Source organism: Luteimicrobium sp. NPDC057192 (genome assembly GCF_042670205.1).
In the GTDB taxonomy this organism is placed as follows: domain Bacteria; phylum Actinomycetota; class Actinomycetes; order Actinomycetales; family Cellulomonadaceae; genus Luteimicrobium.
On record NZ_JBHUWD010000002.1, the window covers coordinates 1 to 23,024 of the forward strand.

Genomic DNA, 23,024 nt, shown 5'->3' on the forward strand with positions numbered 1-23,024 from the left:
AAGCTAAGCCCTTCAGCGCCGATGGTACTGCCCTGGTGACGGGGTGGGAGAGTAGGACGCCGCCGAACACCCATTCAACCGAAGGCCACCCCCACCGGGGGTGGCCTTCGGCATACCCAGATACCGGCGACGCCGACGGGTCTCAGGTCGTCCAGGCTCACCCTTCGGCGGTTCGCGGTCTGCCCCCTGACACCCATGGTGTCTCGCCGTGCGGTGCGTCCACGCCCGACGACTCGGGCGCTGCAGGTGGTCGTCTCGGCACGGCCGGTCAGCGCTGCACTCGGGCAGACGGCGGGCAACTCGGCGGTGCGGTCCCGGGACCGGGGACGCATGGTCCCGGCTGCTCGTGCGACGGGGCGCACGGGTGCTGGTGCGAGAGAGCGCGGCGCCCCCGTGGGACAATCGTTGCAGGAGCGCCCGGTGTGGCGCCGGCGGGCAGTCCGCGTCCTGGACGCGTCCGCTCGACGTGACGCCCGAGCCGCCGGCTCGAGCCGGCAGAAGCTGACACGGGGACGACCGCGGCGAAGGTGCGAGAGCGTGCCGGTCGTCGGAGCCCCGACGCGCGGCGCCATCCAGGGCACGACAGGATCAAGAACAGTGAAGCGCGTCGGGGCGACCCGCGAACATGCGCACGGAACGAGGAGCGACCACGTGAGCGATCAGGCCAGCAGCGGCGACGACGAGCGTCGCGGCAAGGACGGATCCGGGCCGCGTCGGAGCCCGGACGGACGGCAGAGCCGCGGCCGTGACGAGCGTGGGGCGGACCGCGGCGGGCGGGGCTCCGGTCCTGACCGCTCTTCGTACGGGCGCCGTGACGGGGACGCATCGGGGCGGGACCCGCAGCGCGGTGGCCCCCGAGGCCGCAGCGAGGGAAGCTACGGGCGCCGTGACGTCAGCTCCTCGCCGCGAGGCGGCCAGGACCGTGGTGGCTCTGCGCGGCACGGCGGGCCCGCTCGTGGGTCGGACGACACGCGCCGTTCCTCGTACCGGTCCGCCGACGGCGACCGGCGAGCCTCGTACGGTCGCGACGACCGTGGGGACCGTCCGGTCTGGCGTCGTGACGGCGACGGTGGCCGTACCGATCGCGGTGCCCGGACGGGCGACGCCCGTGGCGGGCGCTCGTGGAACGAAGGCGGCCGTCCTCGTGACGATCGTCGCGGCTCGGCCGGCGGCCAGCAGGACCGTAGGGCGACGGACTCCGCGCGCGGCGGTCGTCCCCCGGCCGGTCGCACGCGGGACGAGGGCGGGTATCGCGGCAGCGACGACCGGCGTACCTCCCGCGGCGGCGGCGAGGGCCGTCCTTACGGCGGCGACGACCGGCGTACCTCCCGCGGCGGTGACGACCGACGTCCTTACGGCGCCGGCGCGGCCGGCGATCAACGCCGGTCCGGTCCGGGCCGGGCGGAGCGGGGCGGGGAGACGGGGCGCGAGCGGCGTCCCTACGCGTCGGGGCAGGGGCCTCGCCGCGACAGCGGGCCGTCGTCGTACCAGCGGGCGGACCGTGGCGCCGGCGACGGGCGCCGTGACGGGACCGGGTTCGACCGTCCTCGTCGTGAGGGCGACCGTGGCGGGTTCGACCGTCCGCGTCGGGATGACCGGGGCGGATCTGGCGGGCGTGGTCCGTCGGAACGCCGTGGTGGCCGTCCCGACCGGGCGGGTGCGCCGCGCACCGACTCGCGACCGCCTCGCGCGTTCGAGGACCGACCGCGTGGTCCGGAGCTCCCCGACGACGTGACGATCTCGCAGCTCGACCGCGCGGTGCGCGGCCAGCTCCGCGGACTCGCGAAGGACAACGCCGAGACGGTCGGGCGGCACCTCGTGATGACCGGGCGTCTCCTCGACACCGACCCCGAGCTCGCGTACGAGCACGCCCAGGCGGCCGTCCGGCGCGCGGGGCGCATCGACGTCGTGCGGGAGGCTGCCGGGCTCGCCGCGTACCGCCTCGGCCACTACGCGGAAGCGCTCCGTGAGCTCCGGACGGTGCGCCGGCTGAACGGCTCGTCCGAGCATCTGCCGATCATGGCGGACGCCGAGCGCGGTCTCGGACGCCCGGAGCGCGCCCTCGACCTGGCGCGGACGCCGGAGGCCGAGACTCTCGACGCGTACGGCCGCACCGAGCTGGCCCTCGTGGTCGCGGGTGCGCGCCTCGACCTCGGGCAGACCGAGGCCGCCCTGGCCGTCCTCGACTCGATCCCCGCCGGCGACGTCGGCAGCCTCGAGCTGCGGCACCGCGTGAGCGAGGTCCGGGCCGACGTCCTCGAGGCGCTCGGACGGATCGACGAGGCGGGCGCGCTGCGTGTCGCTCTCGGCGAGCCGGAGGACGAGATCGTCGTGGTCGACCTCGAGGAGGACGACGAGGAAGACGACACGACCGACCGGACCGCCGACGTCTCCGAGGGTGCTCCGGAGGAGCCGAGCGAGACGGACGAGACGAACCACCCGGACGAAGAGACGTCCGACGAGCTCGCCGGCGCCACGTCGGTGGGGTCGGCCGACGTCACAGACGGCGGGCCTGCGGAGACCGAGGCCGGCGACGAGCAGGAGGCTCGGTGACCGCCGGTCTGCGTGGGACGGACCGTCCGCTCGCGGAGCTCCACGACCTGGCGCTCGTGGACCTGGACGGTGTCGTCTACAAGGGGCACGAGCCCGTTCCGCACGCCGCGGCGAGCCTGACGGCCGCGCGCGAGCGCGGGCTGGCGCTCCAGTTCGTGACGAACAACGCGTCCCGCGAGCCCGAGGCCGTCGCCGAGCAGCTGACGTCGCTCGGCGTGGACACCCGGCCGGGCGAGGTCTTCACCGCTGCCCAGGCCGGCGCTGCGCTGCTGACGACCCGCCTGGAGGCGGGCGCGCGCGTCTTGGTGGTGGGCGGCGCGGGCCTGCACACCGCGGTCAGCGCGGCGGGCTACGTGGTGGTCGCGTCGGCAGCCGACGCGCCGGACGCCGTGATCCAGGGCTTCGCCCCCACGCTCGGGTGGCCGGACCTCGCCGAGGCTGCGTACGCGGTGGCGGCCGGGGCGTGGTTCGTCGCGACGAACCTGGACCTGTCGCTGCCGACCGACCGGGGGTACGCACCGGGCAACGGAGCGCTCGTGGGCGCGGTGCAGGCGGCGACGGGCGTCCGGCCCGACAGCGCCGGCAAGCCCGAGCCGACGATGTACCGGCTGGCGGTCGAGCGCACGGGCGCGCGGTCGCCGCTCGTCGTGGGCGACCGACTCGACACCGACCTGGCGGGGGCGCGCGCCGCCGGCTATCCCGGGCTGCACGTGCTGACGGGCGTGAGCTCGGCGCGTGACGCGGTCCTCGCCCGCGCGGGCGAGCGACCGGACTACCTGGGTGCCGACCTGCGCTCGCTCGCGGACGTGCACCCGGCGCCCGAGCGTGCCGGCGACTGGTGGGCGTGCGGGGACGCGGCGGCTCGCGTCGCCGACGGCGCGCTCGAGGTCCGGGGCGACGACCTGGACGCGGTGCGCGCCGCGTGCGCGGCAGCGTGGGACGCGGCCGACCGTGGCGCACCGGTCGACCCCGACACGGTCCCGGCTCTGGGTGTGGGTTCTGCCCGCGAGGTGGCGTCGGACAGGTAGCGTTGTGCCGCCGGACCCGGTGCACGATCCCGGTGACCCGTGAGGGTCGGGAGGTCGCGCGGGTGGCGGCACCGCACAGGCAACAGCGCCGCGGCCGGGCCGCGGACACACCGACGGGAGTGCAGATGACCAGCGACGCCGCGTACGACGCCCCGACCGGGGACGAGACGGTCGACGGCGCCGTCGGCCGGCTGCGGGAGGTCGGCGACCTTCCCCTCCGCGAGCAGGTCGCGGTCTTCGAGGCGGTCCACGCGGCCCTGCAGGACCGTCTCGCGGAGACCGAGGACTGACACGTGGCGGCAAGGCTCGACGCGGAGCTGGTGCGTCGCGGCCTCGCGCGGTCGCGGCGTGAGGCGGCAGCGCTCGTGGCCGCGGGACGGGTGCGCGTCGGAGGGCGGACGGTGACCCGGCCCGCCACGCCCGCACCGACGGACGGTGAGCTCGAGGTCGACCGGCCGGCGGACGATGCCGGCTGGGCGTCCCGGGCCGCGCACAAGCTCGAGAGTGCGCTCCTCGCGCTCGACGACGCCGGGATCGCCGTCCCGGTCGACGGCGCCGTGTGCCTCGACCTGGGTGCGTCGACGGGCGGCTTCACCGACGTGCTGCTGCGCCGCGGCGCGCGACGGGTGGTGGCGGTGGACGTCGGGCACGGGCAGCTGGTCGACCGGATCCGCGAGGATCCGCGCGTCGACGTGCGCGAGGGCGTGAACGCCCGCGACCTCGCCTCCGGCGACCTGCCGGAGCGGCCCGGGCTCGTGGTGGGCGACCTGTCGTTCATCTCGCTGGGGCACGTGCTCCCCGCCGTCGGGCGGGTCGCGGCGCCCGCCGCGTCCGCGCTGCTGCTGGTCAAGCCTCAGTTCGAGGTGGGCCGCGAGCGGCTCGGGGCCGGCGGAGTCGTCCGTGACCCCGCGCTGCACGAGGACGCCGTGCTGGGCGTGGTCGACTCGGCCCGGGCGGAGGGCTGGACGGTGCGGGCGGTCGTGCCGAGCCCGCTGCCGGGCCCGCACGGGAACCGGGAATTCGTGCTCGTGCTGGTGCGCCGGGACGCGCCGCACGAGGAGCGAACGGGGGCGACGCCGGGCACGCTGAGCCTGCGGGACGCCGTCCGCGCGGCCGTCGCTGCACCGGTGGAGCAGGCCGACGACGACTGGAGCGCCCCGCCGACGCCGACGGCGTACGTCGTGGGCGACGGGCGGGACGACAACGACGAGGAGGTGGGCGCGTGAGCGCGCGCAAGGTGGTCATCGTGGCGCACGGCGGCCGGCCGGAGGCCCTCGCCGCGCTGACGGAGACGATCCGTGAGCTGCAGGCGGCCGGCTTCGAGGCGGTCCTGCACGACGACGACCTCGCGGAGGCGTTCGGCGACCCCGTCGACGTCGTGCGGACCCGGGAGGGCATCGGGGACGCCGAGCTCGTCCTCGTCCTGGGCGGCGACGGCACGATCCTGCGCGCCGCCGAGCTCACGCACGGCACGGGCGTGCCGCTGCTGGGGGTGAACCTGGGGCACGTCGGCTTCCTCGCCGAGTTCGACCGGGAAGACCTGCACCAGGCCGTCCAGCGTCTCGCGGCGGGCGAGTACACGGTCGAGGAGCGCGGAGTGCTCGAGGTGACCGTGACGCGTCCCGGCGACGACGAGCCGCTGCGCGGGTGGGCTCTCAACGAGGCGACCCTCGAGAAGGCCGACCGGTCGCGGATGATCGAGGTCGCGATCGCGGTCGACGGGCGGCCGCTGTCGTCGTTCGGCTGCGACGGCGTGGTGCTCTCGACCGCGACGGGCTCGACCGCGCACGCGTTCTCCGCCGGCGGCCCCGTGGTGTGGCCCGACGTCGACGCGATGCTGCTCGTCCCGATCGCCGCGCACGCCCTGTTCGCGCGGCCCCTGGTCGTCGGGCCGTCGTCGTCGCTGGGGCTGGAGATCCTGACGACGTCGGTGTCGCCTGGCATGCTCACGTGCGACGGGCGGCGGCGCGTCGACATGCCCGTCGGCTCGCGCGTGGAGGTGCGACGTGGCCCGGAGCCGATCCGGCTCGCCCGGCTCAACCGGGCGCCGTTCACGGACCGGCTCGTCGACAAGTTCGCGCTGCCCGTCGTCGGGTGGCGGCAGCTCGCCGCGTCACGCGCGGCCCACGAGGGCGTCACGCCGGGGAAGGGGGTCTGAGTGCTCGAGGAGATCGCGATCGAGAACCTCGGGGTCATCGACTCCGCTCGCATCGTGCTCGGCCCTGGTCTCACGGTCATCACGGGCGAGACCGGCGCCGGCAAGACGATGCTCCTGACCGGCCTCTCACTGCTCATGGGTGGCCGGGCCGACCCCGCGACGGTCCGTCCCGGAGCGGCCAAGGCCGTGGCCGAGGGACGGCTCCGCGTCCCCGACGGCTCCGGCGCGGCCGCGGTCGTGGACGAGTCCGGCGGGGCGCTCGACGACGACGGGACGGTCGTGGTGGTCCGCACGGTGGCCGCCGAGGGGCGCTCGCGCGCCCACGTGGGCGGCCGCGGGGTGCCGCAGGCCGTCCTCGCCGACCTCGCCGCCGAGCTCGTGACGGTGCACGGGCAGGCCGACCAGCTGCGCCTGCGCGCACCGGCGCAGCAGCGGGCGGCGCTCGACGCGTTCGCGGGCGCGGACCACGCGGCCACGCTCGGGCGCTACCGTGCCGCCTGGACCGAACGGGGGGCCCTGGCCGCGCGCCTCGAGGAGCTCACGGGCGCCGCCCAGGAGCGCGCGCGCGAGGCCGAGCTCCTCCGCCTCGGGCTCGCGGAGGTCGAACGGGTCGAGCCGCAGCCCGGCGAGGACGACGCGCTCGACGCCCAGGTCGCCCGGCTCACCAACGTCGAGGACCTGCGCACGGCCGCCCAGCTCGCCCACGACGCCCTCTCCGGGCTCGAGGAGGCGGACGCCCAGGCGGGCGCCGTCGTCCTGCTCGACCAGGCGTGGCGCGCTCTCGACGGCGCCGCCGCGCAGGATCCGGCGCTCACCGCGCTCGCGGCACGGGTCCACGAGGCCGCGTACGCGCTGCAGGACGCCGCGACCGAGCTCGCCTCCTACGTCCAGGACCTGCAGGCCGACCCCGCGGCGCTCGAGGCCGCGCACGCGCGGCGGGCCGAGCTCGTGGCGCTGACCCGGTCGTACGGCAGCACGATCGACGAGGTCCTCGCGTGGGCGCGCGACGCCGGGCTGCGCCTGCTCGACCTCGAGGACGACGGCACCCGCGTCGAGGAGGCCCGCGCCCGGCTCGCCGAGCTCGACACCGAGCTGCGGGGGCTCGCCGACCAGCTCACCACGAGCCGGCGCCACGCCGCGACCGAGCTCGCGGACGCGGTGACCGCCGAGCTGGCGGGCCTCGCGATGTCGGGCGCACGGCTCGCGGTGCGGGTCGACGACGCCGACGAGCCGGGCCCGTGGGGTGCGGACGTCGTCGCGCTCGAGCTCGTCCCGCACGCGGGGGCGCCCGCCCGCCCGCTCGGCAAGGGGGCGTCGGGCGGCGAGCTCTCGCGCGTGATGCTGGCGATCGAGGTGGCGCTCGCGGAGCGCCACGGTGACGCGTCCGACGCGCCGCTGCCCGCCTTCGTGTTCGACGAGGTCGACGCCGGGGTCGGTGGCCGCGCGGCCGTCGAGGTCGGCCGCCGCCTGGCCGAGCTCGCCCGGCGCGCCCAGGTGATCGTCGTCACGCACCTCGCCCAGGTCGCCGCGTTCGCCGACACGCACGTCGTCGTCGCCAAGTCCACCAGCGGCGGGGCGGGGACCGAGAGCGCTGCCCCCGTGACCGCCTCGGACGTGCGCGCCGTCGACGGCGACGAGCGCGTCCGCGAGCTCGCTCGGATGCTCTCGGGGCAGGAGGACTCGGACGCGGCGCTCCGCCACGCGGCCGAGCTCCTGGAGGCCGGCCGGCCGGCCGCGGCACCGGACGTGGGACGATAGCCCCGATGAGACTCACGCTGCGCAGGCCGCCGTCCGACCAGGACGCGAGCGACGTCCAGGGCCCCGCGAGGGTCGACCGGCGCACCAAGGCGCTGACGAAGCGGCTCGACCCGGGGGACGTCGCGGTCATCGACCACGAGGACATCGACCGCGTCGCGGCCGATGCCCTCGTCGCTGCGCGCCCCGCAGCCGTGCTCAACGCCGCGAAGTCCATCTCGGGCCGCTACCCGAACCTCGGCCCCCAGGTCCTGGTCGAGGCGGGGATCCCGCTGGTCGACGATCTCGGGCCCGACGTGATGTCCGTGCACGAGGGCACGCAGCTCCGCGTCGAGGGCGGCGACGTCTACGCGGGCGACGAGCTCGTCGCGTCAGGGCAGGACCAGGACGAGGCGAGCGTGCTGGAGGCGATGGACGCCGCGCGCGAGGGCCTGTCGGCCGAGCTCGAGGCGTTCGCCGCCAACACGATGGAGTACCTCACGCGCGAGAAGGACCTCCTCCTCGACGGCGTGGGCGTGCCCGACATCAGCACGCCGATCGACGGACGGCACGTCCTCATCGTCGTGCGCGGCTACCACTACCGCGAGGACCTGCAGATCCTCCGGCCCTACATCACCGACTACAAGCCGGTGCTCGTCGGCGTCGACGGCGGCGCGGACGCGATCCTCGACGAGGGGTTCAAGCCGGACCTCATCGTCGGGGACATGGACTCGGTGTCCGACCGGGCGCTCGCGTGCGGGGCGGAGATCGTCGTGCACGCGTACCGCGACGGGCGCGCCCCGGGCCTCGAGCGGGTCCAGCAGCTCGGCGTGGACCCGGTCGTGTTCCCCGCGACGGGCACGAGCGAGGACATCGCGATGCTCATCGCCGACGACAAGGGCGCCGAGGTGATCGTCGCGGTCGGCACGCACGCGACGCTCGTCGAGTTCCTCGACAAGGGGCGCGCGGGCATGGCGAGCACCTTCCTCACCCGCCTCCGGGTCGGCAGCAAGCTCGTCGACGCCAAGGGCGTCTCGCGGCTGTACCGTTCGACGATCTCGAACGTCCAGCTCGTGCTCCTCTCGCTCGCCGGGCTGCTCGCCGTCGTCGCGGCGCTCGCGGCGACCGCGGCCGGGCAGACCCTGTTCGGCCTCCTCGGGGCGCGGTTCGACGACGTGTGGTCGTGGATCCGCTCGCTCTTCGGCGGCTGACGCCCGCGCCGACGGCCCCGACGCCGTCGCCCACCGCACCCGGCCCGCACCCGACCGTCGGCACGACGCCCGACCGTGACCAAGAAAGCCCTTCGTGATCAACTTCCGGTACCACGTCGTCTCCCTGATCTCGGTGTTCCTCGCACTCGCGGTCGGGATCATCCTGGGCGCCGGCCCGCTCAAGGAGTCGATCGGCAACCAGCTGAGCGGGCAGGTGTCGTCGCTGCGGGCCGAGAAGGAGCAGCTGCGCACCGACCTCGACGACGCGCGGACGTCCGCGGACCGCGGCACGACCGCGCTCGCGGCGCTCGCACCCACCGTGCTCGACGGCGTCCTGCCGGGTGACCAGGCGACCGTGGTCGAGGTCAGCCCCGACCTCGACGACCAGTTCAAGGCGGTCTCGACCCAGCTCAAGGCCGCCGGTGCCGACGTGCGCGGACGCGTCCGGCTCGAGTCGGCGTGGCTGAGCGAGTCCGGCGCCGACGCGCGTCAGCAGGGCGTGGAGGCCGCGCTCGCGGCGGGGCTGCCGCTCGACACGACCGCGTCGCAGGAGAAGCAGCTCGCACAGGCGCTCGCGCTCTCACTGACGATGTCGACGAGCGCGACCGACCACCAGCTCGCGGCGTCGGCCCGCACGACGCTCAAAGCGCTCGCCGAGGCGAAGCTCGTGACCGTCGAGCGGACGCCGACGGTCGCGTCCACCGCGCTCCTCGTGCTCGCGGGCTCCGCCGACTCTCAGCCGGCCACCGACGGCACGACCGCCCCGACGGACGCCAAGGCGCTCGCGTACGCCCAGGCGCGCGAGGAGGAGGTCGTCGTGGCGCTGCACACCAGCGAGCCGGCGACCGTGGTCGCGGGGCCGGCCGGCGAGTCCGACAGCCTGGTCGCGGCGGTGCGCCACGACGGGGACCTGCAGGTCATGGTGAGCACGGTCAGCGGGATCTCGACCCTGATCGGTCAGGTCAGCGTGCCCCTCGCCCTCGCCGACCAGGCGCAGGGCACCGTCGGCCACTACGGCTTCGACGACGGCGCGACGCAGGCGATCCCGCCGCGCCCCGAGGCCGAGTCCACCTCGACCGACACCAAGAAGGGCTGACGATGGCTGCAGGACGTCTCGCGCGCGCCGTCGTGGGCGCCGCCACCGCTGCCGCCGCGACCGTGGCCGTCCGGGCGCTCGCCGCACGTCGGGCGCCGGGGGGCGCCGAGCGGTGGGAGCGGGTCAACCACCGTGGTGAGCCCGTGAGCATGCTCGAGGGTCCGGCGGTCGCCGCGGGTCTCACCGTCGGTGCGGCCGCGGCCCTCCCGGGACGGCTGGGCGCCGCGGCCGCTCTCGCGACGGCCGGCGGCGCGGCGTTCGGGATCGTCGACGACCTCGCCGAGGACACGTCCCGGCGCACCAAGGGGCTGCGCGGGCACCTGGGCGCGCTGGCGCACGGCGAGCTCACGACGGGTGGCCTCAAGGTCCTCGGCATCGGGGCGACGGCGTGCGTCGCGGCCTGCGTCCGCGGGGCGCGGGGGAGCGAAGGTCCCGTGGCGCGCGGCTTCGACGTCGTCGTCGACACGGCCCTCGTGGCGGGGACCGCGAACCTCCTCAACCTGCTCGACCTGCGGCCGGGTCGCGCCCTCAAGGCCGCCGCGGGGGCGTCGGTGCTCCTGGCGCCGCTCGCGCCGTCGACCGCGTCGGCCACCGGCCCGGTGCTCGGGGCCGCGGCAGCCGCCGCGTCCTGCGACCTCGCCGAGCGCGACATGCTCGGCGACGGCGGAGCGAACGCGCTCGGAGCGCTCGTCGGCGTCCAGGCCACCGGGCTCGCCCGTCCGCTGCGGGTCGCCGTCCTCGCGGGCGTCGTCGGGCTGACCGTCGCGAGCGAGCGGGTCAGCTTCTCCGCGGTGATCGACCGCACGCCCGCGCTCCGGACGCTCGACCGGCTCGGGCGCCGGGGGTGAGCGTCCCCGGCCGCTTGCGGGGGGCGACGCAGAGCCTCGCGGGCGCCGCGCTGCTCATCACGGTCGTCACGATCGCCAGCCGGCTGCTCGGCTTCGCGCGCCAGTTCGTCCAGGCCCACGAGGTCGGCACCGCCGGGGTGGGGACTGCGTACGCGAGCGCGAACCTCCTGCCGAACATCCTCTACGAGGTCGCGGCGGGCGGGGCGCTCGCGGGGGCGGTCGTCCCGATCCTCGCCGGTGCCATCGCGCGTCGCGCGCGGCTCGACGTGAACCGGTCGGCGTCCGCGCTGCTGACGTGGGCGCTGCTGGTCCTCGTGCCGCTCGCGCTCGTCGTGCTCGTGCTCGCCGGTCCGATCACGTCGCTGATCCCGAACGTGGGCCACGGCGCGACCGCCGCGACGACGACCTACTTCCTGCGCGTGTTCGCGCTCCAGATCCCCCTGTACGGGGTGGGCTTCGTGCTCTCGGGCGTGCTCCAGGCGCACAAGCGGTTCTTCTGGCCGGCCGCCGCGCCGATGCTGTCGAGCGTCGTCGTGATCGCCGCGTACCTCGTGTTCGGGCACCTGGACGCCGACCCGACGGACGTCGCCGCCGCGTCCCGGTCCGCGCTCGCGTGGCTCGCATGGGGCACGACGGCGGGCGTCGCCGCGATGTCGCTGCCGCTGTTCGTCCCGGCCTGGCGGACGGGCACGTCGCTGCGCCTCACCCTCCGGTTCCCGCCCGGCCAGGCCGCGCGGGCGCGCCGGCTTGCGCTCGCCGGCGTGGGCGCCGTCGTCGCGCAGCAGGTCGCCTCGCTCGCGATCCTGTGGGCGGCGAACCGCTGGGGCGGGGACGGCGCGTTCCCGGTCTACCAGTACGCGCAGGCCGTCTACGTGCTGCCGTACGCGGTGCTCGCGGTGCCCCTCGCGACGAGCACGTTCCCGCGGCTGGCGGAGCGCGCGTCGCTCGGCGACCACGCGGGTTTCTCGCGTCTCGTCGCCACGACCACCCGGATCGTGCTCACCGTGACCGCCGCGGGGGTCGCCGCGCTCGTCGCCGCGAGCGACGCGGTCCAGTCGCTGTTCGACACGTTCACGCCCGGTGGCGTGGCGGGGATGGCGGCGACCGTGGCGTGGCTCGCGCCTGGCCTCCTCGGCTTCGCGCTCGTCTTCCACCTGTCGCGGGTCCTGTACTCGCTCGACCACGGCCGTGCGGCCGTCCGTGCGACGGCGCTCGGCTGGGGGGTGGTGGTCGTGGCGTCGCTGGTGCTCCCGCCGGTCCTCGTCCGGCACGCGTCGGACCCCGTCCGCACTCTGGAGGGCGTCGGCGCCGCCACGAGCCTCGGCATGACCGTCGCCGGCGCGGCCCTGCTGTGGGCCGTGCACCGCTACGCGCCAGGCCGCCCGCTCGTGGGGCTCGCGCGCACCCTGGTCGCGCTCGTCGTCGGCGCGGCGCTGGGCGCCCTGGCCGGGCTGGTCACGAGCGACCTGATCCTGCCGGACGACGCCGGCTGGCTCGCGGCGCTCGGCGCCGGGGTCCTGGCCGCGGCCGTCGGTGCTGCGGTCGTGGTGGTCGTCTCGCTCGTCGGTGACCGCCCCACGCTCCGGGGTCTGACGTCGCTGCGCCGGCGCGACCCCGGCCCGGTGGTCCCGGCCGGCCCCGGGACCGCCACCGCCGACGACACGCGGGAGGACGCATGAGGGTGCTGCAGGTGCTGGGCTCGAGCGCGGGCGGGGTGGGGCGGCACGTCGGCCAGGTCGTGTCGGCGCTGAGCTCCGCGGGTGACGACGTCGTGGTGGCGGGCCCGGCCGTGGTGCGCCCCCTCGTCGGCACCGACGCCCGGTTCGAGGCGGTCGAGATCACGGACCGGCCCCGCGTCGGTGACGTCGCCGCCGTGCGCAGGCTCGCCGCGCTGGGACGGGGAGCGGACGTCGTGCACGCGCACGGCCTGCGCGCCGGGGCGCTGGCCATCCTCGGGGTCCGGGGCTTGCGTCGGGCGCCGGCCGACGGCTCCCGCCGCCCGCACGTCGTCGTCACGCTGCACAACCTGCCCGTCGGCGGGCGGGCCGTGCGCGCGGTGTCCGCGGTGCTCGAGGGCGTGGTCGGGCGAGGGGCGGACGTCGTGCTCGGGGTGAGCCCCGACCTCGTCACGCTCGCGACGGCGCGCGGGGCCCGCCGGGCGGAGCTCGCGCTCGTCCCGGCGCCGCGCGCGGCGGCCGCCGAGGACGACCCGGCCCAGGTGCGGCGCACGCGCGCCGCGCTCGGCCTCGCGGACGACGAGCGGCTCCTCGTCACCGTGGCGCGGCTCGCGCCCCAGAAGGGCCTCGGCGACGTGGTCGCGGCGGCGCGCGTGCTCGCCGGGACGCCCCACCGGTTCCGCTGGGTCGTCGCGGGCGACGGGCCGCTGCGCGGTGAGCTCGAGGCGGACGTCCGCGCGTCGGGCGTGCCCGTCGAGCTCCTGGGGGCGCGCGACGACGTCGGCGCGCTCCTCGCAGCCGCCGACGCGGCCGTCAGCACCGCGCGGTGGGAGGGTCAGCCGCTCTGGCTGCAGGAGGCCCTCGCGCACGGTGCGGCGATCGTCGCGACCGACGTCGGCGGGACCGGTGCGGTCGTGGGGGACGCGGCGGTGCTCGTGGGTGCGGAGCCCGCTTCGGGGATCGGGGGAGCGGTCGCCGAGGCCGTCGCACGGCTCCTGGCCGACGACGACGCCCGCGCCGCCGTGCGCGGGCGTGCGCGGGCGCGCGCAGCCGCCCTCCCGACGGGGGCGGACGTCGTCGAGCAGCTCACGGCCGTCTACGCGGGCGGTGCCACGGGCGACTGAGCGCCCGGCAATGCCGACGCGGACCTCGCCGCCGCGGACCCCGCCGCCGCGGGCGGCCGACGTCACAGCGCGCCGCTCCGGCGCCGCCTCTGTCCGCTGTTAGGATGGAGTTCCGTGGCAGATCACTCGAGCAGGCTCCCCAACCGCCCCGGCACCGCGCACCGACTTCGCGCAGACTCCCCGACCCGACACGTCTTCGTCACGGGGGGTGTGGCCTCCTCTCTCGGCAAGGGCCTGACCGCCTCGAGCCTCGGACGCCTCCTGCGGGCCCGCGGCCTGCGCGTCAAGATGCAGAAGCTCGACCCGTACCTCAACGTCGACCCGGGCACGATGAACCCGTTCCAGCACGGCGAGGTGTTCGTCACGGAGGACGGCGCGGAGACCGACCTCGACATCGGCCACTACGAGCGGTTCCTCGACGTCGACCTCGAGGCGTCCGCGAACGTCACCACGGGCCAGGTCTACTCGAACGTCATCGCGAAGGAGCGGCGCGGCGAGTACCTCGGCGACACCGTCCAGGTCATTCCGCACATCACCGACGAGATCAAGGCGCGCATGCGCGCGCAGGCCGGCGACGACGTCGACGTGATCATCACGGAGATCGGCGGCACCGTCGGCGACATCGAGTCCCAGCCGTTCCTCGAGGCCGCGCGCCAGGTCCGCCACGACGTCGGCCGCGACGACGTGTTCTTCCTCCACGTCTCGCTCGTGCCGTACATCGGCCCGTCCGGCGAGCTCAAGACCAAGCCCACGCAGCACTCGGTCGCCGCGCTGCGCAGCATCGGCATCCAGCCCGACGCGATCGTCCTGCGGTGCGATCGTGAGGTCCCCGAGTCCACGAAGCGCAAGATCGCGAACTTCACGGACGTCGACGAGGAGGCGGTCGTCACCGCCAAGGACGCGCCGAGCATCTACGACATCCCGCGCGTGCTGCACTCCGAGGGCCTCGACGCGTACGTCGTGCGCCGGCTGGGCCTGCCCTTCCACGACGTCGACTGGGCCGGCTGGGACGACCTGCTGCGCCGCGTCCACGAGCCCGCCCACGAGGTCGAGGTCGCGCTCGTCGGCAAGTACGTCGACCTGCCCGACGCCTACCTGTCGGTGACCGAGGCGCTGCGCGCCGGCGGCTTCCACCACGACGCGAAGGTCCACGTGCGCTGGGTCGCCTCCGACACGTGCGAGACGCCCGAGGGTGCCCGCAAGCACCTCGGCGGCGCGGACGCCGTCCTCATCCCGGGCGGCTTCGGCGTCCGCGGGATCGAGGGCAAGCTCGGCGCGCTGCGCTGGGCCCGCGAGAACAAGGTCCCGACGCTCGGGATCTGCCTCGGCCTGCAGTCGATGGTCATGGAGTACGCACGCACGGTGCTCGGCCTTGCCGACGCGTCGTCGTCGGAGTTCGACCCCGACACGAAGCACCCCGTGGTCGCCACCATGGAGGAGCAGCTCGCGATCGTCGGCGGCGACGGCGACCTGGGCGGGACCATGCGGCTCGGCTCGTACGAGGCCGTCCTCACCCCGGGCTCGGTCGTCGCGCAGGCGTACGGCTCCGAGCGCGTGACCGAGCGGCACCGGCACCGCTACGAGGTGAACAACGCCTACCGCAAGCAGCTCGAGGACGCCGGCTTCGTCGTGTCGGGCACGAGCCCGGACGGCTCGCTCGTGGAGTTCGTCGAGCTGCCCGCGGACGTGCACCCGTACTACGTCGCGACCCAGGCGCACCCGGAGTTCAAGTCGCGGCCGACGCGCTCGCACCCCCTGTTCGCGGGCCTCGTCGGCGCCGCCCTCGCTGTCCGCTCCGGCGCCGGGGAGCCCGCGGAGGACGTCGCGGCCGAGGCGCTGTGAGCCCCGAGCAGGCGGCCGTCGGGCCGGAGTCCGAGGAGCCCGTCGTGCGTGACGTGCTCGCGCCGCGGCCGGTGCTGCGGCGCGAGCTCGTCCACCACGGGCGGATCTGGGACGTGGTCACCGACGAGGTAGAGCTCGGAGGAGGGACCGTTGTCTCCCGGGAGGTCGTCGACCACCCGGGCGCGGTGGCCGTCGTCGCGCTCGACGGCGACGACCGGGTCCTCCTGCTGCGCCAGTACCGGCACCCGGTCGGGCGCGAGCTCTGGGAGGTCCCGGCCGGGCTGCTCGACGTCGCGGGGGAGCCCGCGGAGGACGCGGCGGCGCGCGAGCTCGGCGAGGAGGCGGACCTGCGGGCGGCACGCTGGGACGTGCTCACCGACTACTACACGAGCCCGGGCGGGAGCTCCGAGGCGCTGCGGGTGTTCCTCGCCCGCGACCTGTCGCCCGTGCCCGACGCCGAGCGGCACGTCCGCGAGGACGAGGAGCGTGACATCGAGCTGCGCTGGGTCGCGCTCGACGACGCCGTCGCGGCGGTCCTGACGGGCGCCGTGCACAACCCGTCGGCCGTCGTCGGCGTGCTCGCGGCGCACGTAGCCCGGTCCGCCGGGTGGTCGACGCTGCGCCCGGTCGACGCGCCGTGGCCGGAGCGGAGGACCGCGACCATGATGGAGCGCGCCGCCGCCGAGGCGCCCGGCGCCGACGGGTCCCACCAGGCGTGACGCGGCCCGCGGCTGCGCGGCGAGGTGCCGTCGGTGCGACCCCGGCGCCGCTAGGGTGGTCGTCGTGCCTGGCTCCCCTCCTCCCTCGGACGCCGTCGACGTGACGGCCGCCGGGCCGGCGCTCACCTGCGACGCGACCGTCCTCGGCGCCGTGCAGGCCCGGGGCGCCGACGGGGCCCTCGTGGCCCCGGGCGGGGTGCGGTCGCGCGAGCTGCTCGTGGCGCTCGTCCTCGCGCACGGGCGGCCCGTGTCGTCACGCGCGCTGCTCGACGACCTGTGGTGGGACCACGACGACCTCGCCGACCCCCGGGCGGCGCTCCAGACGCTCGTGTCGCGCACCCGGCGGATCGTCGCCTCCGGCCTGGTGAGCTCGGGCCCGGCGGGCTACGCCTGGTCCGGGACGAGCGACCTCGGGGCGGCCCACGGCGCGCTCGACGCCGCGACGGCGGCGCTCGCAGCGGACGACCCCGGAGCCGCGCTCGAGGCGACCCGCGGCGCGCTGCGCCTGTGGCGCGGCGAGCCGGGTGCGGACCTGAGCGCCGGATCGCCGCTCGCGGACACGCTCGCGGCGGAGGCGGCGCGGCTGGCGTCCGCGCTGCAGGAGGTCCTGCTCGCCGCGCTCGTGGCGGCCGGCCACGACGACGAGGCCCTCGACCTCGCCGCCCGGCGGCTCGCCGTACGGCCCACCGACGAGGCGGCGTGCGTCGCCTACATGTCGGCCGCGGCGCGGCTCGGCCGCGTCAACGACGCGCTGCGTGCCTTCGCCGCGCTGCGCGAGGCGCTCGCGGACGAGCTGGGCGCCGACCCGGGCGCGTCGGTCGGCGAGCTGCACGAGCGGCTGCTGCGCGGCGAGGTCCCGCGCGCCACGGTCCGACGCGCGCCCGCTCCCACGTCGCCCGACCCGTCCCGGCCGGGGGTCGCCGAGGACGACGCCCCCTCCTCGCCGTCCGTGGCGTCGGGCGTGCCCCGGCCGTCGCCGGCCCTGGCGATCGGTCTGCGGGCCGCCCCCAACGCCCTCGTGGGCCGCGACTCCGACGTCCTGGCGCTCGAGGAGGCGCTGCGGCGCTCCCGCCTCGTGACCGTGCTCGGCCCCGGCGGCCTCGGCAAGACCCGCATCGCCCAGGAGCTCGCCCACCGGGCCGCCGGCCGGGGAGAGCCGGTCGCCGTGATCGAGCTCGCCAGCGTGCGCACCGACGACGACGTGGAGCTGGCTCTCGCGACGGCTCTCGGCGTCCGCGACGTCCAGGGGTCGCAGCGGATCGGCGACGGACTCCCTCGCCCCGACACGCGCGCCCGGATCCTCGACCGTCTGCGCGCGCCCGGCACCCTCGTCGTCCTCGACAACTGCGAGCACGTGCTCGACGGCACCGCCACCTGGGTCGCCGAGGCGCTCGCCGAGACCGGGGTGCGGGTCCTGACGACGAGCCGCGCGCCGCTCGCGCTCGCGGCCGAGACCGTCCGCCCGCTGCCGCCGCTCGCGAGCCGCGGGAACGGCGTCGGGCAGGCGGACGCGGACCCGGGGCCGGCCGTCGTCCTGTTCGAGCAGCGCGCGCGAGCCGCCCGCCCGGAGGCCCCGCTGCCCCGCGACGTCGTCGAGCGGCTGTGCGAGCGGCTCGACGGGCTGCCCCTCGCGATCGAGCTCGCGGCCGCGCGCGTGCGGTCCATGTCCGTGGTCGAGATCGAGCGGCGGCTGGCCTCGCGGTTCGCGCTGCTGACCTCCGGCGACCGCGCCGCCCCCGAGCGCCACCGCACGCTGCGGGCGGTGATCGAGTGGAGCTGGAACCTCCTCGGGACCGGCGAGCAGGCCCTGCTGCGCCGCGCGTCCGTCTTCCCGGGGACGTTCGGGGCGGAGACCGTCGAGGCCGTGACCGCGCGCGTCGAGGGCCGCCCCGCCGACCCGACCGCCCTCGAGACGCTCGACGACCTCGACGGTCTCGTCGGCCAGTCCATGCTCGTCGTCGTCGAGGACGGGGCGTCCGGCACGACGCGCTACCGGATGCTCGAGACCGTGCGGGAGTTCGGCGGCCTCGAGCTCGTGCGCGCGGGCGAGGAGCCTGCGGTGCGCGACGCCGTGTACGCCTGGGCGACCGCGTTCGCGCGCGACCTCGGCGGGCGGCTGGCGGGGCACGAGCAGGTGGCCACGATGCGGCGCACCCGGGCGGAGCAGGACATCCTCGTCCAGGTCGTCCGCTGGGCGCTGGAGGACCGGCGACGTGACGTCCTCGGGCCCGTGTTCGCGCTCCTCGCGCACTTCTGGCTGCTGCGCGGCCAGTTCGTCGAGGCCGTGTCGTTCGGGCTCGACGTGGCCGACGTCTTCGTGGGCCACGAGCCCACCGCTGACGACGCCGACGACCTCGCCTGGGTCTACTTCGCGGCGGGCTCCCCGCTCGCCGTCGTGCTCGAGCGCGAGCGGTCGATCCGGTCGGCCGCGCGGCTACGACGCCTCGTGAGAGGCCCGCTGCCGCTCAAGCCCGGGACGCGCGCGTTCGCCGAGCTCGCCGTCGCGGTGACCGACCTCGCCGCCCTCCCAGTCCTGCTCGAGCGCCAGCGCGCGGACGACGACTGGACCGTGTCGATGTTCGCCCACATCATGTCGGCGCAGATCGCCGAGAACATGGGCGAGCTGGGCGAGGCCGAGGGCTACGCGCACCGCGCGTACGACCTCGCGGCCCAGCACGAGGACCTCTGGGGTGTCGCGATGGCGACGCAGAGCCTCGCCGAGCTCGCAGCGGAGGCAGGGCGTCCCGAGGACGCCCTGCGGTGGATCGCGACGACCCGTTCCAGCACGGAGGGCCTGGGGCTCGACCTCGAGGCGTTCCTGTTCCAGACGGGCTCGATCGAGGCCAACGCGCTGGTGGCGCTGGGTCGCGGGGCCGAGGCGAGGTCCGCGCTCCAGGCGCTCGCGCAGACGCCCGACGAGGACGGCGGCTCGTCGCTCATCCCGGGCGCCGAGGAGATCTACAGCGCGTCGGACCGCCGCATCACCGGGCTCGCCGGGCTGTCCCTCGACGCGTACGCGCGCGGCGAGGTCCGGGAGGCGCTCGACCTGGCCTCGACGGCCGTCGCCGAGCTCGGACGCCAGCGCCGGCAGGGCCTGCAGGGCAGCGTCGTGCAGTGCGCCAACCGGCTCGCCATGGCCGTGCTCGACGCCGAGGACGCCCGGGCCGCGGGCCGCGCGGCGGCCTCGACGGCCGACGAGCGCGAGGACTGGGCGCTCGCCCTGACGACGCCGCTCCGGATCGTCCTGCGAGGCCGCGGGCCGGGCGGGTTCGTCGACCGACCCGTGCTCGGCGCTGCGGCGATCGCCCTCGGCGGCTTCCTCTGGTCCGAGCGCGACGGCGCCCCCCGCGAGCTCGGGCTGGAGCTCGCGGCGCTCGCCGCCCGGGTCGGGTCCCGGCAGGACTACATCGTCCTCGACCGCGCGCGCCACCGTGCTGCCGCGGTCCGGGCGCTCGGCGAGGACGCGGTGGAGGCCGCCGAGGCGCGCGCCGCCGCGGCCGTCGAGCCCGCCGAGCGGATCGTCGAGATCGTCGGGGAACGGCCGTGGCGGAGGCCCACCGGCTGAGCCGGGGACCCCCGCCACGGGGGAGCGCGACGCGGAGTCGCGGGGCGCCGTCGTCGACGGTTCCCGTCACGCCTTGCGCATGTACGCCTTCACGGTGAGCGGGGCGAAGACCGCCACGATCACGGCCGCACCCACGAGCGAGATGACGGCGTCGTGCCCGAAGGTCCCGTTGTTGGTGAGCTCCCGGACGGCCGAGACGAGGTGCGAGATCGGGTTCACCTTGACGAAGCCCTGCAGCCAGCCCGGCATGGTGTCGACGTCCACGTACGCGTTCGAGAGGAACGTCAGCGGGAACAGGATGATGAGCGACAGGCCCTGCACGCTCGACGCCGTCCGGGCGACCACGCCGAAGAAGGCGAAGATCCAGCTCACGGCCCACGAGCAGGCGATGACGAGCAGGCCGGCGAGCACGACGTAGCCGACGCCGCCGTCGGGGCGGTAGCCCATGACGTAGCCCATGACGAACGTGAGCGTGGTCGCGATGCCGTAGCGCAGGGTGTCGGCGAGCAGCGCGCCCGACAACGGAGCGATGCGGGCGATCGGCAGCGACTTGAAGCGGTCGAACACGCCCTTGTCCATGTCCTCACGGAGCTGGACGCCCGTGACGACCGACGTGGTGATGACCGTCTGGACGAGGATGCCGGGGATCAGGGTGGGCAGGTAGCTCTTGACGTCCCCGGCGATCGCGCCGCCGAAGATGTACGAGAACATCAGCGTGAACAGGATCGGCTGGAGCGTCACGTCGATGAGCTGCTCGGGCGTGCGCTTGATCTTGAGCAGGCCGCGCGCCGCCATGGAGACCGTGTTCGCGAGCGTCTGCTTGAAGCTCGTGCGGTTCTTCAGGTCGCGGTCGACACCGGGGACGATGGTCGCGCGGTCGAGGGTCGGGGAGATCGTGGTCATCGCAGGGCCGCCTCTCGGCTGGTCGTGGAGGGGGTGCTCTCGGGCTCGGGGGTGTCGCCGCCGGACGGCTCCGCGTCCTCGTCGTCCACGCCGTGGCCCGTGAGCGTGAGGAACACCTCGTCGAGGCTCGGCTTCTGCATGGACAGGGACGCGACGTCGATCCGCGCCTCGCGCAGCCGGACGAGCAGGTCGGTCACGGCGTCGGGCCCCGTGACCGGGACGGTGAGGCGACGGGCCTCCGGGGACGGCGTCGCGGCGACGCCGAAGGTCGCCTCGGCGAGCGCGAGCGCGCGGGTGAGGTCCTCGGCCTCGGCGAGGCCGAGCTGCAGCGACTGGCTGCCGACCGTGTCCTTGAGCTCGTCGCTGGTCCCCTCGGCGACGACCCGGCCGCGGTCGATGACGGCGATGCGGTCGGCCAGCTGGTCGGCCTCGTCGAGGTACTGGGTCGTGAGGACGACGGTCGACCCGGTGGCGACGAGCCCGCGGATGGTCTCCCACATCTGGGTGCGGGTCCGCGGGTCGAGGCCGGTGGTCGGCTCGTCGAGGAAGATCAGGGGCGGCTGCGCGATGAGGCTCGCCGCCAGGTCGAGGCGGCGACGCATGCCGCCCGAGAAGTTCTTCAGGGGCCGCTTCGCGGCCTCCGTGAGGCCGAACGACTCGAGCAGCTCGGCGCTCTTGCGCCTCGACGCCGCGCGCGACAGCCCGTTGAGGCGGCAGAACAGCATGAGGTTCTCGGTCGCGCTCAGCGTCTCGTCCACCGAGGCGTACTGGCCGGTGACGCCGATGAGCTGGCGGACGACGAACGCCTCGCGCTGCACGTCGTGCCCGAAGATGCGGGCCTCGCCGCCGTCGGGTCGCAGGAGCGTCGCGAGCATGCGGATCGTGGTGGTCTTGCCGGCGCCGTTCGGGCCGAGCACGCCGTAGACGGTGCCGGTGCGGACCGACAGGTCGACGCCGTCGACGGCGCGGTTGTCGCCGAAGACCTTGACGAGACCGCTGGCCTCGACGGCCCAGTCTCCGGAGCTGCGGGTGGACATGCCTACCTCCTGGTTGCGGGAACGCGTCCAGCATCGGAGGGGGCGCTGTCAGGGCGCTGTCATGTCGCTGACGGGGGCCGCCGCGAGCTGTCAGAAGCTCACGGCAGCAGGGTGCTGTGAGGTTCTGACAGGTCGGGTGGCGGTCAGCCCCACTGGTGCGCGTCGCCCGCGAAGGTGTGCACGAACCCGCACGTCGCACAGATCGCGCCGTCGGCGGAGCGGTTCAGCCAGTCGAGGTCGAAGAACGTGAGTCCCGTCGTCTGGAGCTTGATCTCGCGCTGGTAGAACCGGTCGGCGCCGCACGTGCGGCAGGTGAAGGCGTTGCCGAGGACGGTCAGGGTGCGCGGGTCGCGGGAGGCCATGGCCCGGAGCCTAGCGGCTCCGTCACGTGTGCTCGACGACGTCCGTCGCTCGGGTGGCGACGTGGTGGCCGGTTTCGCGGGCCGTCCGTCGATGGCCGCCCGTTGAACCGACGCAGATCGTCGTCGGGCGGGCGCCCGCGCGACGATCTCGGTCAGCTCGGCGACGGGAGCGCACCCTGGGGGGCGACGGTCTCGGGCTCGCGCTCGCGCATGGTCAGCAGCGCCCACGTCGTCGCAGCGGTGAGGCTCGCGGCGCCGAGCATGTGGATCGCGACGAGGCCGATGGGCAGGCCCGTGAAGTACTGGACGTAGCCGACGACGCCCTGGAGCAGGGTCACGCCGAGCACCACGAGCAGCCCGCGCCGCACGCGCTGGGGAGTGGGGAACCGGTGGGTGCGCCAGAGCAGCCACGCGAGCAGGACCAGGAAGAGCCAGACCACGCCGGCGTGCAGCCGGGCCACGACCTCCGGGTCGAACGAGAGGCGGTCGGCGTGCACGTCGTCGCCCCCGTGCGGTCCCGCGCCCGTGACCACGACGCCCAGCACCAGCACGGGCACGAGAACGGCGCCGAGAGCGCGCGACAGGTTCCACGTCCCCGGGTCCACGACGCGGTGCGGCGGGGTGTCGGCCTCGCCCCAGCGCACGAGCAGGAGCATCGAGAGCCAGACCAGTGTCATCGAGACGAGCAGGTGCACCCCGACGAGCGTGGGAGGCAGGTCGAACAGGACGACGATCCCGCCGATCACGGCCTGCGCGACGACGCCGAGGAGCGGCGCGAGGCCGAGCCAGCGCACCGACCGGGCGCGGTCGCGGCGGCGCCACACGACGACCGCGACGTACGCGGCGATGACGCACAGCACGATCGTCACCATGCGGTTGCCGAACTCGATCGCCTGGTGATACCCGGTCTCGGCGTGCCGGACGGGCGTGAAGCTGCCGGGGTGGCACTCGGGCCACGTCTCGCAGCCGAGGCCCGAGCCGGTGAGCCGGACGAACCCGCCCGTGACGATGATCGCCATCTGCCCGAGGAGGTTCGCGATCAGGGCGGGGCGTGCCCACGCACCGAGACGGTCGAGGACGCGGGTGAGTGCGCCGGGCGCAGGCGCGGCGGCGTCATCGACGCGGGTGGCGGTGCTCACGCGTCCACGGTACGGGACGGCGGGTCGCT

General features: G+C 75.7%; 18 protein-coding genes. 14 read left to right on the top strand and 4 right to left on the bottom strand.

Going from position 1 to position 23,024, the window contains the following annotated elements; translation table 11 throughout:
* Positions 1 to 1,731 precede the first annotated feature (1,731 nt).
* From ACFT5B_RS01485 to ACFT5B_RS01550, 14 genes are all read left to right on the top strand, one after another.
* Positions 1,732 to 2,553 (top strand): hypothetical protein, encoded by an 822-nt coding sequence (locus ACFT5B_RS01485; RefSeq protein WP_386796201.1) that lies wholly within the window; start codon positions 1,732 to 1,734, stop codon positions 2,551 to 2,553.
* On the top strand, positions 2,550 to 3,581 hold the full coding sequence (locus ACFT5B_RS01490) for an HAD-IIA family hydrolase (RefSeq protein WP_386796202.1): 1,032 nt from the start codon (positions 2,550 to 2,552) through the stop codon (positions 3,579 to 3,581). Before ACFT5B_RS01485 ends, ACFT5B_RS01490 begins: the two co-directional genes overlap by 4 nt.
* Positions 3,582 to 3,706: 125 nt before the next feature.
* Positions 3,707 to 3,871, top strand: a complete 165-nt coding sequence (locus ACFT5B_RS01495; protein ID WP_386796203.1) for a hypothetical protein — start codon at positions 3,707 to 3,709, stop codon at positions 3,869 to 3,871.
* A 3-nt stretch (positions 3,872 to 3,874) separates the two neighbouring features.
* Positions 3,875 to 4,807, top strand: coding sequence for a TlyA family RNA methyltransferase (locus ACFT5B_RS01500; RefSeq protein ID WP_386796204.1), 933 nt, complete (start codon positions 3,875 to 3,877; stop codon positions 4,805 to 4,807).
* Complete coding sequence (locus ACFT5B_RS01505; RefSeq protein WP_386796205.1) at positions 4,804 to 5,739, top strand: NAD kinase; 936 nt, start codon at positions 4,804 to 4,806, stop codon at positions 5,737 to 5,739. Before ACFT5B_RS01500 ends, ACFT5B_RS01505 begins: the two co-directional genes overlap by 4 nt.
* Entirely contained in the window at positions 5,740 to 7,497 is a 1,758-nt protein-coding gene (gene recN, locus ACFT5B_RS01510) for a DNA repair protein RecN (protein WP_386796206.1), read from the top strand.
* 5 nt (positions 7,498 to 7,502) lie between these two features.
* Positions 7,503 to 8,684 carry a putative cytokinetic ring protein SteA gene (steA, locus tag ACFT5B_RS01515; protein WP_386796207.1) on the top strand — a complete coding sequence of 394 codons (1,182 nt, stop codon included), beginning with the start codon at positions 7,503 to 7,505 and terminating at the stop codon, positions 8,682 to 8,684.
* A 94-nt stretch (positions 8,685 to 8,778) separates the two neighbouring features.
* Positions 8,779 to 9,780 carry a copper transporter gene (locus ACFT5B_RS01520; RefSeq protein ID WP_386796208.1) on the top strand — a complete coding sequence of 334 codons (1,002 nt, stop codon included), beginning with the start codon at positions 8,779 to 8,781 and terminating at the stop codon, positions 9,778 to 9,780.
* Between the two features lie 2 nt (positions 9,781 to 9,782).
* Positions 9,783 to 10,628: a hypothetical protein gene (locus tag ACFT5B_RS01525; RefSeq protein WP_386796209.1), complete on the top strand. Its 846-nt coding sequence runs from the start codon at positions 9,783 to 9,785 to the stop codon at positions 10,626 to 10,628.
* Entirely contained in the window at positions 10,625 to 12,307 is a 1,683-nt protein-coding gene (murJ, locus tag ACFT5B_RS01530; protein WP_386796210.1) for a murein biosynthesis integral membrane protein MurJ, read from the top strand. Before ACFT5B_RS01525 ends, murJ begins: the two co-directional genes overlap by 4 nt.
* A complete protein-coding gene (locus tag ACFT5B_RS01535) occupies positions 12,304 to 13,428 on the top strand; it encodes a glycosyltransferase family 4 protein (protein WP_386796211.1) in 1,125 nt (374 codons plus the stop codon). The genes murJ and ACFT5B_RS01535 overlap by 4 nt, the downstream gene beginning before the upstream one ends.
* 114 nt (positions 13,429 to 13,542) lie before the next feature.
* A complete protein-coding gene (locus tag ACFT5B_RS01540) occupies positions 13,543 to 15,270 on the top strand; it encodes a CTP synthase (RefSeq protein WP_386796212.1) in 1,728 nt (575 codons plus the stop codon).
* Positions 15,267 to 15,989, top strand: coding sequence for an NUDIX domain-containing protein (locus tag ACFT5B_RS01545; protein ID WP_386796213.1), 723 nt, complete (start codon positions 15,267 to 15,269; stop codon positions 15,987 to 15,989). The genes ACFT5B_RS01540 and ACFT5B_RS01545 overlap by 4 nt, the downstream gene beginning before the upstream one ends.
* Positions 15,990 to 16,053: 64 nt before the next feature.
* Positions 16,054 to 19,554 carry a BTAD domain-containing putative transcriptional regulator gene (locus ACFT5B_RS01550; RefSeq protein WP_386796214.1) on the top strand — a complete coding sequence of 1,167 codons (3,501 nt, stop codon included), beginning with the start codon at positions 16,054 to 16,056 and terminating at the stop codon, positions 19,552 to 19,554.
* Positions 19,555 to 19,620: 66 nt separating this feature from the next.
* Here the strand turns inward: ACFT5B_RS01550 and ACFT5B_RS01555 are convergent, their stop codons facing one another.
* From ACFT5B_RS01555 to ACFT5B_RS01570, 4 genes are all read right to left on the bottom strand, one after another.
* The gene (locus ACFT5B_RS01555) at positions 19,621 to 20,457 is read right to left on the bottom strand and encodes an ABC transporter permease (RefSeq protein ID WP_386796215.1); all 837 of its coding nucleotides are present in this window, start codon (positions 20,455 to 20,457) and stop codon (positions 19,621 to 19,623) included.
* Positions 20,454 to 21,494 (bottom strand): ATP-binding cassette domain-containing protein, encoded by a 1,041-nt coding sequence (locus ACFT5B_RS01560; RefSeq protein ID WP_386796216.1) that lies wholly within the window; start codon positions 21,492 to 21,494, stop codon positions 20,454 to 20,456. The genes ACFT5B_RS01555 and ACFT5B_RS01560 overlap by 4 nt, the downstream gene beginning before the upstream one ends.
* Positions 21,495 to 21,637: 143 nt before the next feature.
* The gene (locus ACFT5B_RS01565; RefSeq protein ID WP_386796217.1) at positions 21,638 to 21,856 is read right to left on the bottom strand and encodes a hypothetical protein; all 219 of its coding nucleotides are present in this window, start codon (positions 21,854 to 21,856) and stop codon (positions 21,638 to 21,640) included.
* 152 nt (positions 21,857 to 22,008) lie between these two features.
* On the bottom strand, positions 22,009 to 22,995 hold the full coding sequence (locus ACFT5B_RS01570) for a heme A synthase (protein ID WP_386796218.1): 987 nt from the start codon (positions 22,993 to 22,995) through the stop codon (positions 22,009 to 22,011).
* Positions 22,996 to 23,024 lie beyond the last annotated feature (29 nt).

Coding starts and splice junctions, on each gene's coding strand:
- ACFT5B_RS01495 (WP_386796203.1), top strand. CDS start 3,707: ATGACCAGCGACGCCGCGTACGACGCCCCGACCGGGGACGAGACGGTC.
- steA (WP_386796207.1), top strand. CDS start 7,503: ATGAGACTCACGCTGCGCAGGCCGCCGTCCGACCAGGACGCGAGCGAC.
- ACFT5B_RS01525 (WP_386796209.1), top strand. CDS start 9,783: ATGGCTGCAGGACGTCTCGCGCGCGCCGTCGTGGGCGCCGCCACCGCT.
- ACFT5B_RS01535 (WP_386796211.1), top strand. CDS start 12,304: ATGAGGGTGCTGCAGGTGCTGGGCTCGAGCGCGGGCGGGGTGGGGCGG.
- ACFT5B_RS01555 (WP_386796215.1), bottom strand. CDS start 20,457: ATGACCACGATCTCCCCGACCCTCGACCGCGCGACCATCGTCCCCGGT.
- ACFT5B_RS01560 (WP_386796216.1), bottom strand. CDS start 21,494: ATGTCCACCCGCAGCTCCGGAGACTGGGCCGTCGAGGCCAGCGGTCTC.
- ACFT5B_RS01565 (WP_386796217.1), bottom strand. CDS start 21,856: ATGGCCTCCCGCGACCCGCGCACCCTGACCGTCCTCGGCAACGCCTTC.